Origin of the sequence: Gordonia rhizosphera NBRC 16068, from assembly GCF_000298195.1 — a bacterium.
Lineage (GTDB): Bacteria > Actinomycetota > Actinomycetes > Mycobacteriales > Mycobacteriaceae > Gordonia > Gordonia rhizosphera.
The window spans coordinates 1-13,094 of the sequence record NZ_BAHC01000052.1 but is presented as its reverse complement, the minus strand read 5'-3'; the positions used below and the strand labels follow the sequence as shown (position 1 = coordinate 13,094).

Genomic DNA, 13,094 nt, shown 5'->3' with positions numbered 1-13,094 from the left:
AGTCGAGGTAAGGATCTGGGTCGGAGGCCGTGCGGCCCGAGGACCGACGCCCGGTGCTCAGCTCCCGGTGAAGATTCCCAACCCGGGAATATAGACGGGACTGAACGGCGAAATCGGTGACGGCGACGGTGCCTGTTGGTCCGCAACGCGCTGGGACGGATCAAGCAGCGGCGGGAGCTTCCCCTTGTCGGAGGGATCGTGCGAAAACGTCAGATCGGCGGCGTTGCCGCCCTCGGCTTCGACGTAGCGCTTACCGGCTTGTTCGATCGCCGCTCGAAGTTCCCGAACGGTCTGAAGGTGTTCCTCGAGTGCCTGGCCGAAGTGGCCCGCGTCCATGTCGGCTCGAGCTCCAAGGCCGGTCGCCAACATCCGGGACGACCCAAAACCTTCCATCCCGTGGACATTCTGCAGACTCTGCACTTTGACCTGAATATTTGCCAGGACGTTGATGAGGTCTGTGCAGGCCCGAACTGCAGGAGTGAGCGCGTCTTCCGAGAACTCCAGGGCTTGGCCCGCCGACGTAATAGCGGCGCGTACATCCGAGAGATTCACGCCCTCGCTCATATCACCCATGTCGATTCACCTTTCTACTTCGGCACGTACGGGTACGCAGCCCCGACGAACTTCTCCAGGATCGGCTGCACATCGAAGGGATCCGAGCCGCCCAAGGGGCTGATATCCACGGTGACCGTCCCATACGAGGTTCCCCACCCGATTCCCATTCCCGGCCCCGAACCCACACCGGCGCGGTCGGCGATGAATGCTGGATGCCCGTCGCCGACCCTCGTCGGGCGGACATTCGAGTATGCGGGGTTGCGGCTCACCTCGTCGTACGGCTGTGTCGTGACCCCGACGCTGATCCCATACGATGCGTCACCAGGGTTATCACCCACGCGTTGGTACTCGCAGAACTGCCACGGATCCAGTTGGCTGACGCCAGGATCGTCCTGCAACGCAACCGAATCCGGCACCGACTTCGGCAACGAACACGGATCCCACAACGACAGATACGGCGCCGGATTCTGCACCGTCGCAGTCCCTTCAGGACCGGTGATCACCACCGACGTCGACGGCACCGATGACGCCGCAGAAGAATCACTGTCGGAATCCGACGAACAACCCGCCACCGTCACAAACCCGATCGCGACCGCTGCGGCCACCGCTCCCGTCGCACGCAACCGCGCCATCCGCCTCACCACGAACTCAATCCTCATGCTTCCTTGATCACCGCAGCCGTCACCGCCGGCGGAGCACCCACCAATTCCTCACCATTGGCTGTGGTCCGCAAGAACTTGTTTGCCTTGTGCTCTTTGTCCTCACCACCGGCGCCACGTCCACCACCGCCGCCCATCGGACCCGCCGCCGTGGGCGATGCCCCGCGCGCCGCCGACAACGCCGACCGCTCGAGGTCCGCAACGGCCTTGGCGCCACGCGTCAACGCGGCCTTCTCCAACTCCGACAATCCCCTGAGCGCACCACCTAGTTTGCCCAGCGACGCGCCGCCCTTGCCGGCGCCTCCCCCGCCACCACCGCCTTTGAGGAGGCCGGCAATACCGCCGGGCATGCCCTTCTTCAAAGCATCCAGTGCGTGGAGTCCCGCCGGAGTCGTCAGCGGACCATTCCCCAGCGACTTCAGTTTGTCCACGGCACTCTGCGCCTGGTTGGCCGCGGACGAACCGAGCCCCGCCGCCTGCTGCAACCCCGATGTCAGACCCGCCGGCGCCGTCGTCGTGGCGCCGGGCGTGGCAACCTCGGGTGTCGTTGGCGTGGTGCTCTGCTTCATCAACGAGGGAAGGGTGGCCGCTCCGCCGCTGGGCATGCTGACCCCGCCACCACCGCCACCGGTGATGCCTCCTCCGCCGCCACCGGATACGGACGGCATGCCGGACCCACCACGACTCGTCGGCGCCCCGAACATCGGAGCCGCCGTCGCCACCTGACGCACTCCCTTGTCGTAAACGGTCTCCATCTGCTTTGCTGCCCAATCGAGCAGCTGTTGCTTGGCGCTGTCCCGCTGCGCATACGTCGCGCCGGCATCGGCCAGTCTGGAATTGACCTCACTGGTCGTGGGAATGCTGTTCTTGGACACGTTGATGACGTTGGCGGCGTTCTGCATCACTTCACTCATGAACCGCGTCTGCTCGTGCAGGTCAACCAACGCCACCGCGTAGGTCGCCATGGCTTGTTGCGCCGCCTCGGAACCCTCACCCTTCCAATGAGTGACCCTGGCAATAGCGTCAGAGAACGCGCCGTGTTGGACCTGCAGGGTAGCCGCGATGGTTGACCAATTCTGCGCAACCGTGTGAACAAGCCCCTCGTTCATTGTGTGCAGCGGGTCCGCGATCTGCGAATATTCTGAATAGAAGCCGCGATTCGACCACGGTTCCGTCGAGATGGCCGGCATGTCGTTCTCACCGGTGGATTGTGGGGCGCGGTCCCGCTTCAATTGCGGTGCGCTGCCCAGCGTGCTCGGATCTTCTGGGTCGAACTTGGCAAAAGGGTTCTCGTACTCATGCCCAAGACACATCGCACCCCCCTTACGCACGCCGCCCCGCCGGCGCGCATCAGCACGCCGCTAGACTACCCAAGGTCTGACGGCCAGGCGAGAAGGGGGCTCGGCGATGACCAGCGACAATGATCTCCGACCAGTGGGCCGGGTGGATTCATTGACCGTTCGGGTGTTCTGCCAGGCCTACGGGCTCGACACGATGCCATACCCGTTCATCGCCCAGATCGATGCCCGTGACGGGGACGAACTGGCGCGTCAGGAAGCGGTGATTCTCGAAGCGCTACAGACGAATCCGCCTGTGCACCTGACCCGTTGGATTCAAACGTCGATGCATCCCGACATCAGCGCACAGCTCTACGGAGTCTTCGTCAACGACGACGCGGTCACGTCGAGTATCAGGATCAATGCGGTCCGGCAGCGAGACGACGGCTTCGTCGCGGTCCAGAAATCGGGCCCCACACAGGCAACCGACATTGTCATTTATCAGACCGACGCAACGCACCTCGGCACCGCGATGCTGGGCTTCACTCCCGAGAGAGCCGCCGGAGGTCTCGGCGAGGTCCAACTCGAGGCACCCACCGACACCCAGAAGACGCGAACCGGCAGCATCCTGTCGCGAAATGACCAGGATTCCGACGGCGCCGCTTCGGCCTTCCGGCACGCAGCGACCGAGTTCTCGGCGTTCGTGCAGGTAACGCCGTTTCGTCTCACCGACTGGGGCTACGACGAGAAGTGTTACCACGTGCACTGGGAGCACAAGGCCGGCGACGGCCAGTACTTGATCCTGCAGGGCGACGGCACGTCGGCCGTTCCGGCCGATCGCGCACGGCTGCGGCGTGAGGTCGACCGGTGCATCGCCAAGTCAGTGCAGGTCGTCCGAGAGCAGCGCGACTCCTTCGCCGACGGCTGACCCGGACCGGCCGCGCTCAGATCCTGAATGCGACGTTCGGGCTTCCGGTCCCGAACGGGTCGATCCCCGAATCGTCGCCCTCGGTGACCGAATCCGGACCAGTGCCTTGCCCGTCAGCTTGTCCTTCGCCCTCGAGCTGCGCGCGCGCCGAGGTGATCGCGCGCCCGAGCACCTCTTGATCCCGCCCGTTCAACAACCCGGCCGCGTATAGCTCTCGCAGCGTCAGCACAAATCTCGCGGCGGCCTCATCCGTGCCCGAGTTCTGTATGTACGCGCCGAGAATCACCGCGAGCGGCCCCCAGGAGTCGGCCGATTTCAGCGACGACACCAACTCGAAGAACTCCGACGACGCCCCCTGCGGGACGAAACCGGTGGCCGACAGTCCCTCATAGATCGTGCAGTGCAGCACCATCGCCCGGTTCGGATCGAGGTGGAGGTTCTCCACGGCATCGGCCGCGAGAAGGTAGACCTGCCGGGCGGCCTCCGCCGCTCCAGACACCAACAGCGCACCGGCATAAGCGATTTGCAGTGTCGGGAGCAACGCGTAGACGCGCTCATCCCCGACCTCCGCCAGTTCGGCGGCGAGTTCGACGCTCAAACGTGTCCACTGCACACGTTCAGCGCTGTCCGCAGCCGACCGGGCACGGTAATGCGCAGCCAGACACCGGTCGAACACCGACACGGCACTGTCGCAGGCTCGCTGATAGCACTGCGCCGCGTCGTCGAACCGACCGGCCATCTCGGCTGCGAGTCCCCGCTCGCACAGTTCTCCGACGGTGTCGATGCTCGTCATCGTGGCCCCTTCAATGTGATTCCCCACGCCCCTCGTGAGACCGAGACCTCGTTCCGAGACCTCGTTCCGAGATCTCGGTCCTGCGCGCGAGGTCGCCGACGAGGATCTGTCCGCCCCCTGGACAGTTGCGAGCGAGATTCTACGTCGGAAGTCTTCAGCTCCGACGCGAGCACATCAACCCCTCATCACCAGCGTGCCGGCGTCGTGCCAGCTCGCACGCCAAAACTCCCCCAGCGGGCCGTCCACCCGGCGCCGCCGGTGTCATGTCAGCGAATGAATTTCCGCGAACCTGCCACCGCATTCCCGCTGACCACAGGTTCCACGATTCGAGTCTCGTGAGCCTGGGTTGGTACCGTCGACACCGGGGAGCAGAGGGGGGTCAGGGGTGGAATTTCCGTGCAACGCCGACGACGTCGACACGTTGATGGGCGATCTGAACAAACTCATCGGCGACATCACGGTCGCTCAGCAAAAGGCATTGACGCTGACGGCGACCGCGACCGGTCTCGACGGCCGCATCACCGTCTCGGTCAACGCGCGCGGCATCATCACCGAGGTACTGGTCGACGACGACACCCTGACCCAGGTCACCAGCCACACGCTCGGCACCGTGATCACAGAAGCCGCCCAAAAAGCCGCGGCCGAGGTCGACCAGAAGATGACCGAGGTCTGGGCACCGATCAACGCCCACCAGAACGCACTCCCGAGCGCGAAGGATCACCATCTCCGGGGAGCACGGCACCTACCGAGTATTCGCGCGCGCAAGCACACTGCTGGCCGGAGTTGTCTCAGCGAACGCAAACGCCCACTGGCGCATCTATTTTCAGGTCGAGGACCTGGCAACTGCGGTGCGTCACGCGGAATCACTGGGCGCCACCCGACTGGCGGAGCGAGTTGATCTGCCGATCGGCGGGACGGTACTGCTCCGGGATTCCGTCGGAGCGTTGTTCGGGGTGATCGAACCGCGGAGTGCATCAGATCGCGGCGAGCCCATTGCGTCTGCCACAGGCGCTGCAGACGACAATGCCCGGCTATCCGACCACACTGGCGTTGTGAGCACTTCCCCGATCGCCGAGATCGTGCGAACCGACGCACGCGTGCAAAGCGGATACACCATCCCGTCTGACGGGTGGCTGGCCGCCGCCTACATGCAGCCCCGCCGGGGGTTCCCGATGACCTACGTCTTCGCGGTGATGGCAGTCATGAGTTTCTTCATGTTCCTCGGGTTCTTTGCCGGCGAAATATCTGGTCTCACCCTCGGCGGGATGTTCATGGCGTGGATAGTGGCGTTCGCGGGGGTCCTCGCCGTCAACGGCGAATCGCCCAAAGTCGCCAAGGTCATCCGAATCCCGATTGACCGTCTACGTCATCTGGGCCGGCATGTCGTCATGACCGAATCCGGGATCATCCTCGACACCCCAAACGTGACACGGTTCCTCCCCTGGGAGGGTGTCCGTTGGGCACCACCCGCATTCCGGGATACCAACGCCGAAGCGTCCCCACGCGATCTGATGACAACGTCAACCGAGTGAGATCATCGGCGATGGTTGGATACTCCCGCGACGTGGGCGGTGGCGGTTCGTCGGCGTGTGGACCGACCATGCCGACGCACAACCTGCGCTCATACGCATCGACGTGGCCACTTTCCTCGAGTCCGTCCAATATGCCGCCCTCTTGAGGGTTCTGGAGCGGCACTGTCACGGACTACCGATCGCGACGAGTTCCCCACCACCGCAACAGAACGTGACACCGGTTGACGAGGCCGAGCCTGACGAGTGGCTCGCCGAGACACAGCTCAGCCAAGGAGGAAGAGTGCTCCGCGCAGTACTCGTAGGACTCACTCTGATCTACGTGTCGATGTACGCAGTCACCGCAGTAGCCAAAGACCCACCATTGCAGGTGCTGATGACACTCGCGGTGATTGCAGTCGCCTTGGTGGCGACACTTCCCCTTCCCGCTCCGCCGAATCGGCAGACCCTTTCGCGACCCGGAACACCGCCAGACCGTCGCAATCGATCCGGCCGTCTTCGTCAGGCCCAGCCTCCAGAGTGAGATCGGCCGTTGCCTTTGGAGGTGTCGTCCGGATATCGCGACGGAACTCGGCTTAGAATCGCCGCTGCTCCGACCGACGCCGGACGTGCGGCCGCAGGATTTCGAGACCTACCGGGGAAAGCTTGGTCGGGCGAGCTCAGTAGGACCGACGATGTCGGTTCACCTTCCAGCATGCGGAGAGGTGATCGTCGAGCAGCGCCGCAGTGGTGCCGGGTTCCGCGTCTGTGGCGATAGTGCCGACGGTCGAGATCGATCGTGTCGGCGAGCAGCAGACCGACCACGCACCAATCGGAACCTTCGACCCGACTCACCTGCGTCTGACGATTGACGGGACACCCGTATACCTCACCGACGTCGTTCGCGGCCTGCTGACACCCATTCCTCACCAGTTCGTGGTCAACGACGGGCACGGGCACATTCTGCGCCTCGTGGCCGATGGCCGAACCCGAACTGAGTACATGCATGCGTATCGAGGTATCCGGGAAGAGATTGTGGCACTTGCCGTGCACCGTCACAACGACGGCCGCATCGATGTCATGGCTCCGACATCATGGGCCGAGTCCCGGGCGCCGAAAACGGGGGAACTCGCATTGGCCGTCGGCCTGGCAGCCGCCCTGGGAACCCGCTCGGTCAGGCTCCGAAACCTGCACATATCGATACTGAGCCTCCCGTTCAACCCATCCGGTCGATGATCTGCCGCTCGGCTGCATCCCCCGGAAACCTCACGCCGGCAAGCCACCATCAACGATGTGGCGTCGACGCCCAGCTCACACGTGGTTGTCAGGGGCACACCCACGACAAGCTACGGCTGCAATCGCTCCACTCGCCAGCCGCCGTCGGGCTCTCGGGTGATCCGCACCCGGTTGTGCAGTCGGTTGGCCCGTCCCTGCCAGAACTCGACCACGTCGGGAACCAGCCGATATCCACCCCAGGTCGCCGGGACGGGGACCTCGGCGCCGCCGTCGAAGCCGCCGAACTGCTCGGCCACCGCCGCTGCCCGCGCTTCCAACTCGGTGCGGCTGCCGATCGGCCGCGACTGTTGTGACGCGTACGCCGACAGCTGCGAACCGCGCGGCCGCATGTACCAGTAGGCCTCGGTCTCCTCCATGCTCACGTGGTTCACCGGGCCGCGGAAGTGCACCTGCCGCTCCAACCCGATCCACGGGAACGTCACCGACGCGTAGGGGTGCGCGGCCAGGTCGCGGCCCTTGTCGGAGTCGTAGCCGGTGTAAAACACGACACCGGAGGCGTCGACCCCCTTGCACAGCACGGTGCGGGTCGCCGCGTGCCCGTGTTCGTCGACCGTGCCGAGCACCATCGCGTTGGGTTCGGCGATCCGCGCGTCGACTGCCTCGTGCAGCCACACGGTGAACAGATCCAGCCACGGCGGCTCGCCGCGCAACCAGCTCGGGTCCAGATTCTCCCGGATCCCGTCGGCGCCCGCGGCACGATCGCCCTCGCCGATGTTCGGCGGGATGCCCCCGCCATAGCCCACGCGCATGTTCGGGAGGTCAACGCGCATATTCGGGGGGTCGAAAGGTTCCTCGGACACGATCGAGAAGGCTACTCCGCGCGCTCTGGTTACTCTCCGGTATGCCCGGTCGACCCACCTGTTTTAGAGTCCTAGGCGATACACACGACGCAGTGTCGACGTAAGGCGGTCTCGATGTCCAACACAGTGCCCGATGACTTCGTGTCCGGTCTGGAAGGCGTGGTCGCGTTCACCACCGAGATCGCCGAGCCCGACAAGGACGGTGGCAACCTGCGCTTTCGCGGTGTCGACATCGAGGACCTCGTCGAGAACCACGTGACCTTCGCCGACGTCTGGTCGCTACTCGTCGATGGCCGCTTCGGCGACGGGCTGCCGCCGGCCGAGCCGTTTCCGCTGCCCGTCCACACCGGCGATGTCAGGGTCGACGTGCAGGCCGCGTTGGCGATGCTCGCCCCGATCTGGGGCTACCGGCCCCTCCTGGACATCGACGACGCGACCGCGCGCGCCAACTTGGCCCGCGCCTCGGTGATGGCACTGTCCTACGTCGCTCAGTCGGCACGCGGAATCCACCAGCCCGCGGTCCCGCAGAGTCTTATCGACGAATGCGACACCGTCACCGCCCGCTTCATGACCCGATGGAAGGGCGACCCGGATCCGAAGCACATCCGCGCCATCGACGCCTACTGGGTCAGTGCCGCCGAGCACGGCATGAATGCGTCGACCTTCACCGCGCGGGTGATCGCCTCCACCGGCGCCGACGTGGCGGCATCCCTCTCGGGGGCGATCGGTGCCATGTCGGGCCCGCTGCACGGCGGTGCCCCCGCCCGCGTCCTCCCGATGATCGAGGAGGTCGAAACCACGGGAGACGCCCGCGGTCTCGTCAAGGGCGTCCTGGACCGCAAGGAGAAGCTCATGGGCTTCGGCCACCGCGTCTACCGCGCCGAGGACCCGCGCGCCCGGGTCCTGCGCCGCACCGCCCAGGAGCTCGGCGTCCCCCGCTACGAGGTCGCCGCCGCCCTCGAGCAGGCCGCCCTGACCGAACTGCGCGAACGCCGCCCGGACCGGGCGATCGAGACCAACGTCGAGTTCTGGGCCGCGGTCATCCTCGACTATGCCGAGGTGCCGACGCACATGATGCCGGCGATGTTCACGTGCGGCCGGACCGCCGGCTGGTGCGCCCACATCCTCGAACAGAAACGGCTCGGCAAACTGGTGCGCCCGGCCGCCATCTACACCGGTGCAGCACCGCGCCGTCCCGAGGACGTCGACGGCTGGGGTGACGTGAAGCCCGCGCCCGGCCTCTGAGTCCATGGTCGGCTGAGTCCATGGTCGGCGTTCAGCCGACGTCGCGGCGCCGGAAGCCGACCAGCCCCGCCGCGGTGAACACGACCGCGATCGCCAGCATCACCGCGACCGGTGTCCACTCCATCGGCGTGACCGGCACCTTCGGGGTGTGTGTGAACGGCGACAGGTCGTCGACCCACTGCGGGAGATCGAACATCCCGGCCAACGGACCGAGCAGGAATGCCGCCACCACGATCAGCCACCCGGCCGGGACCAGTCGCGGCGCGAGCCCGTACAGCGCCACCGCGAAGGTCGCGATGACCAGCGCGGCGGGGATCTGCGCCGCGGCCGCGATGACGGTGTTGGCGACCGCGGTCGTCCACCCGCCGCCGGCGATGCCGTTGCCCACCACCATGCCGACGGCAGCGGCCGCCAGCACGACGACGACCCCGAGCGCGGCCACACCCGCGTAGGTGAGGAAATAGCTCGCCCGCGACGTCGGGGTGGTCAACACGAACTCGGCACGCGACTCGGTCTCCTCGCCGCGCAGGCGGGTGGCGACGCTGACCGCCCAGGCACTCGCCGCGACCGCAAGGAACCCGATGATCGTCGTCCCGAACAGCTCGCTGAGGGTCGCGTCGATGCCTGCCATCTCGATCAGGCTCATGATCTGCTGGTTGTCTCGGGCGAGGTCATCGATGGAGGGCTGCATGAACCCGACGACGGATGCGTAGACCACGATGGCGCCCGCCCAGGAGGCGAGCATGGGACCGGAGAGTCGTCGCGCCACCGCCGGCAACGACCCCAGCCGGGCCGTCTCCGCCGGTCCCGGACGCGGCGCGATCAGGCCTGCATCCATGTCCCGATGGGCAACCACCCATCCCGCGATCATCAGACCGGCGGCACACACCGACAGCGACAGCAGTGCCCAGCCGACGTGGTTGCCGTTGAACGGCGCGATGAGTTCTGCCCAGCCCATCGGCGAGACCCACCGCAGCCAGTCCCAGCCATGGATCGCGTCGGCGACACCGCGCAGCGCGTATCCGATGAACACGACGGTGCTCGCCGTCAGATTCGCGATATGGGAGGTGGTGGCGATCTGCGCGGCGACCGCCGCAATGCCCACCCCGGCCAAACCCGTCGACACGTACTGGATGAACACCGCCGCCACGTCGATCCCGCCGGCGCCAAGCGGAAGGAGCATCAGCGAAACCCCGAGCGCCACCACGACACAGAACACGGCCGCGACGATGACCGCGGCCGCCAACGACGCCAGCGACCCCGTCGCAGCGGCCCGCACCAGTTCCGAGCGGCCGAGTTCCTCCTCCTTGCGGGTCTGGCGAACCACCATCAGCGCGGCGCACACGGCCAGCGCCGCGACCAGGAACAGCCCGGCGCGCCACACGGTGACCGCGGCCGCGGAGTCGATGTCGCGCAGTGGTCCGAGCAGGAACCGGAACGCCGCGTTCGATCCTGGCCCCATCTGCAGCGAGACCCGTTTCTCCGGCGTCGGGTACATCGAGTTGATCGAGGTGGCGGTGGCCAGGTTGATGAGAAGAAACACCGCCAGCGTGATCAGTCCGATCTTCCACTCCCGACGCGCGACGAGCCGCAGCAGCGTCGTCAGGCCGGCGAAGTAGTGCGCCGGATAGCCGTCCCGGGAGGTGGTCGGCGCCGACGGTGGGCTGTGCAGAGTCGTCATGAGGTCGCCGCCGCGTTGTCGTAGGCGTGCAGGAACAGTTCCTCGAGGCTCGGCGGCTCGACCGCCAGCCCGCGCACATCGTGACGCGCTAGCGCCTGCGTCACCGCCGGCAGCCCGGAATCCTCGACGGTGAACGTCACCTCGGAGCCGTCGACGACGAAGTCATGCACACCTCCGACGGCGGCGAGATCGGAGGCGCCCGTCGGGATCGTCGCGGTCACACGTGACCTGCGCAGGTGCCGCAGGTCGGCGAGCGAACCCGCCTGCACCGTCTTGCCGGCCCGGATGATCGTGACCGACTCGCACAACGCCTCGACCTCGGCGAGCAGGTGGCTCGACAGCAGCACCGCGGCACCGGTGGCCGCGACGTCACGCACGCATTCGGTGAACTCGCGGGTCATCAGGGGATCGAGTCCGGCGGTCGGCTCGTCGAGCAACAGCAGTTCGCACGGTGCGGCGAGTGCGGCGACCAGAGCGACCTTCTGCCGGTTGCCCTTCGAGTAGGTGGACGCCTTCTTGGTGGGGTCGAGTTCGAAGCGCTCGATGAGTTCGGCCTTGCGGGTGGCCGATTCCCGTCGCACCCCGCGCAGCGAGAGCAGCAGATCGATGCACTCGCCGCCCGACAGTTGCGGCCACAGGTTCACATCACCAGGGACGTAGGCCAGCCTGCGGTGGATCGCGACCGCGTCGGCCATCGGATCGGCGCCGAAGACCGTGGCCTGTCCGCCGTCGTGGCGATACATGCCGAGCAGGATGCGGATGGTGGTGGATTTCCCGGCTCCGTTGGGTCCGAGGAATCCGGCAACCTCGCCCTGCCGCACCGTCAGATCCAGTCCGTCGAGGGCCACGAAGGATCCGAACTTCTTACGGAGACCGGATATCTCGATCACCGGTTCATGCACCGTGGTCATGGTGTGCCTCCCGATAGTCCAGCACTGCATCGAGCAATGTCTCGTCGGCCATCACGCCGTGCACCGCGACCTCCGTCGCCGGGACCACCACGCGATCGACGTACGACGAAAGGATGGTGCCTGCATCCGACCAGTCGTCGGGCGGATTCATCACGACGTCGACGAGCAGTGCGCCCATCGACTGCGCGACCATGTATCGGGCCCGCGCGGTCTCGTCGATCGAAGGCCGGATGGTGCCTCCCTCCACACCGCGGCGAAACGTGGTCTCGGCGTCCTCGGCCAGTCGCTCCAGCAACTCGCGGGCCATCTCGCCGCCGGCCTGCAGACTCCTGATGAGGTAGACGATGCGCGGTCCGTCCTCGTCGATCGAGTCCATCTTTGCCACGATCCCGCCGAAAGGTTGTGCGCCGGGGGTTCTTTCGAGACTGGCCTCGTTGACCTCGCGGGTGCGCTGCAGCACGTGGGCATCGCATTCGGCACGCAGGTTCTGCTTGCTGCCGAAGTGGTGGATGACCAGGCCCGGACTGACGCACGCCTCCTCGGCGATCGTCCGTACCGTCGCGGAGAAGCCGTCGCGGGCGAACACCGCGATCGCGGTGTCACGCAGACGCGCGCGGGTCGTCCGGTCGTCAGCGTCGGTTAAACGCATGTTTAGTACATTAAACACATGTTCAACCGAGGTCAAGGGTCCTGCCGCCGCTCTCGCCGTGGCCCCAGACGGGACCACACCCCAGGTGGCGGGCACCACATCCCTAGAATTGGCGCTATGAGTGACACCGCCACCGCACCGATCACGATCCCCGCCGAGCTCCTGCCGTCGGACGGCCGCTTCGGCTGCGGTCCGTCCAAGGTGCGCCCCGAACAATTGCAGTCCCTGGTCGACACCGGCGCATCGGTGTTCGGCACCAGCCATCGTCAGGCCCCGGTGAAGAATGTCGTCGGCTCGATCCGCGCCGGGCTCGCCGATCTGTTCGCCCTCCCCGACGGCTACGAGGTCGTGCTGTCCAACGGCGGCACCACCGCCTTCTGGGATGCCGCCGCGTTCGGCCTGATCAAGCGCCGCTCGCTGCACCTGACCTACGGCGAGTTCTCGTCGAAGTTCGCCACCGTCGCCAAGAAGGCCCCGTTCCTGGATGCACCGAGGGTGGTCTCCACCGACCCGGGCACCGCACCCGACCCGGCCGCGCTGACCGCCGACGACTTCGGTGGCGTCGACCTGATCGGCTGGGCCCACAACGAGACCTCCACCGGCGTCGCGGTGCCGGTGTGCCGGCCCGCCGAGTCCGACGATGCGTTGATCGCCATCGACGCGACCTCGGGTGCCGGCGGTCTGCCGGTGAACGCCGCCGACGCCGACGTCTACTACTTTGCGCCGCAGAAGTGCTTCGCCTCCGACGGTGGCATCTGGATCGCGCTGATGAGCCCGAAGGCCCTCGAGCGC

Annotated in this window: 13 protein-coding genes; 5 read left to right on the top strand and 8 right to left on the bottom strand. The window is 66.3% G+C overall.

The annotated features are described in order from the left end of the window. Positions 1-57: 57 nt before the first annotated feature. The 3 genes from GORHZ_RS05350 to GORHZ_RS05340 are packed head-to-tail and all read right to left on the bottom strand — an operon-like array spanning position 58 to position 2,527. Positions 58-573 carry a hypothetical protein gene (locus GORHZ_RS05350; protein ID WP_006331065.1) on the bottom strand — a complete coding sequence of 172 codons (516 nt, stop codon included), beginning with the start codon at positions 571-573 and terminating at the stop codon, positions 58-60. 14 nt (positions 574-587) lie between these two features. Further along, positions 588-1,214, bottom strand: coding sequence for a DUF3558 family protein (locus GORHZ_RS05345; RefSeq protein WP_083877194.1), 627 nt, complete (start codon positions 1,212-1,214; stop codon positions 588-590). Further along, on the bottom strand, positions 1,211-2,527 hold the full coding sequence (locus GORHZ_RS05340) for a hypothetical protein (RefSeq protein ID WP_006331061.1): 1,317 nt from the start codon (positions 2,525-2,527) through the stop codon (positions 1,211-1,213). The genes GORHZ_RS05345 and GORHZ_RS05340 overlap by 4 nt, the downstream gene beginning before the upstream one ends. Before the next feature lie 94 nt (positions 2,528-2,621). On the opposite strand from GORHZ_RS05340, the gene GORHZ_RS05335 reads away from it, so the two are divergent. Further along, on the top strand, positions 2,622-3,419 hold the full coding sequence (locus GORHZ_RS05335; protein WP_006331057.1) for an ESX secretion-associated protein EspG: 798 nt from the start codon (positions 2,622-2,624) through the stop codon (positions 3,417-3,419). Positions 3,420-3,435: 16 nt separating this feature from the next. Here the strand turns inward: GORHZ_RS05335 and GORHZ_RS05330 are convergent, their stop codons facing one another. After that, on the bottom strand, positions 3,436-4,212 hold the full coding sequence (locus GORHZ_RS05330; protein WP_006331056.1) for a hypothetical protein: 777 nt from the start codon (positions 4,210-4,212) through the stop codon (positions 3,436-3,438). Between the two features lie 385 nt (positions 4,213-4,597). On the opposite strand from GORHZ_RS05330, the gene GORHZ_RS29400 reads away from it, so the two are divergent. Continuing rightward, entirely contained in the window at positions 4,598-5,110 is a 513-nt protein-coding gene (locus GORHZ_RS29400; protein ID WP_006331055.1) for a YbaB/EbfC family nucleoid-associated protein, read from the top strand. 154 nt (positions 5,111-5,264) lie between these two features. Continuing rightward, the gene (locus GORHZ_RS05320) at positions 5,265-5,744 is read left to right on the top strand and encodes a hypothetical protein (RefSeq protein ID WP_006331054.1); all 480 of its coding nucleotides are present in this window, start codon (positions 5,265-5,267) and stop codon (positions 5,742-5,744) included. Positions 5,745-7,066: 1,322 nt separating this feature from the next. Here the strand turns inward: GORHZ_RS05320 and pdxH are convergent. Beyond that, complete coding sequence (gene pdxH / locus GORHZ_RS05310) at positions 7,067-7,786, bottom strand: pyridoxamine 5'-phosphate oxidase (RefSeq protein ID WP_051998762.1); 720 nt, start codon at positions 7,784-7,786, stop codon at positions 7,067-7,069. Positions 7,787-7,930: 144 nt separating this feature from the next. Here pdxH and GORHZ_RS05305 point away from each other — a divergent pair, with 144 nt between their 5' ends. Then, the gene (locus GORHZ_RS05305) at positions 7,931-9,061 is read left to right on the top strand and encodes a citrate synthase 2 (protein ID WP_006331050.1); all 1,131 of its coding nucleotides are present in this window, start codon (positions 7,931-7,933) and stop codon (positions 9,059-9,061) included. Positions 9,062-9,092: 31 nt separating this feature from the next. Here GORHZ_RS05305 and GORHZ_RS05300 read toward each other — a convergent pair whose 3' ends face one another. From GORHZ_RS05300 to GORHZ_RS05290, 3 genes are read right to left on the bottom strand one after another with little or no spacing between them, the layout of a single operon-like run. Beyond that, the gene (locus GORHZ_RS05300; RefSeq protein ID WP_006331049.1) at positions 9,093-10,742 is read right to left on the bottom strand and encodes an ABC transporter permease; all 1,650 of its coding nucleotides are present in this window, start codon (positions 10,740-10,742) and stop codon (positions 9,093-9,095) included. Next, a complete protein-coding gene (locus tag GORHZ_RS05295) occupies positions 10,739-11,653 on the bottom strand; it encodes an ABC transporter ATP-binding protein (RefSeq protein WP_006331048.1) in 915 nt (304 codons plus the stop codon). Before GORHZ_RS05295 ends, GORHZ_RS05300 begins: the two co-directional genes overlap by 4 nt. After that, entirely contained in the window at positions 11,637-12,302 is a 666-nt protein-coding gene (locus GORHZ_RS05290) for a TetR/AcrR family transcriptional regulator (RefSeq protein ID WP_006331047.1), read from the bottom strand. The genes GORHZ_RS05295 and GORHZ_RS05290 overlap by 17 nt, the downstream gene beginning before the upstream one ends. Positions 12,303-12,419: 117 nt before the next feature. On the opposite strand from GORHZ_RS05290, the gene GORHZ_RS05285 reads away from it, so the two are divergent. Next, on the top strand, positions 12,420-13,094 hold a 675-nt coding region (locus GORHZ_RS05285), incomplete at its 3' end, for an aminotransferase class V-fold PLP-dependent enzyme (RefSeq protein ID WP_006331046.1).

Excerpts from the sequence above, each read along its gene's own strand:
- GORHZ_RS05350 (WP_006331065.1), bottom strand. The coding sequence starts at position 573 with ATGGGTGATATGAGCGAGGGCGTGAATCTCTCGGATGTACGCGCCGCT.
- GORHZ_RS05345 (WP_083877194.1), bottom strand. The coding sequence starts at position 1,214 with ATGAGGATTGAGTTCGTGGTGAGGCGGATGGCGCGGTTGCGTGCGACG.
- GORHZ_RS05340 (WP_006331061.1), bottom strand. The coding sequence starts at position 2,527 with ATGTGTCTTGGGCATGAGTACGAGAACCCTTTTGCCAAGTTCGACCCA.
- GORHZ_RS05335 (WP_006331057.1), top strand. The coding sequence starts at position 2,622 with ATGACCAGCGACAATGATCTCCGACCAGTGGGCCGGGTGGATTCATTG.
- GORHZ_RS05330 (WP_006331056.1), bottom strand. The coding sequence starts at position 4,212 with ATGACGAGCATCGACACCGTCGGAGAACTGTGCGAGCGGGGACTCGCA.
- pdxH (WP_051998762.1), bottom strand. The coding sequence starts at position 7,786 with ATGCGCGTTGACCTCCCGAACATGCGCGTGGGCTATGGCGGGGGCATC.
- GORHZ_RS05305 (WP_006331050.1), top strand. The coding sequence starts at position 7,931 with ATGTCCAACACAGTGCCCGATGACTTCGTGTCCGGTCTGGAAGGCGTG.
- GORHZ_RS05300 (WP_006331049.1), bottom strand. The coding sequence starts at position 10,742 with ATGACGACTCTGCACAGCCCACCGTCGGCGCCGACCACCTCCCGGGAC.
- GORHZ_RS05295 (WP_006331048.1), bottom strand. The coding sequence starts at position 11,653 with ATGACCACGGTGCATGAACCGGTGATCGAGATATCCGGTCTCCGTAAG.
- GORHZ_RS05290 (WP_006331047.1), bottom strand. The coding sequence starts at position 12,302 with ATGCGTTTAACCGACGCTGACGACCGGACGACCCGCGCGCGTCTGCGT.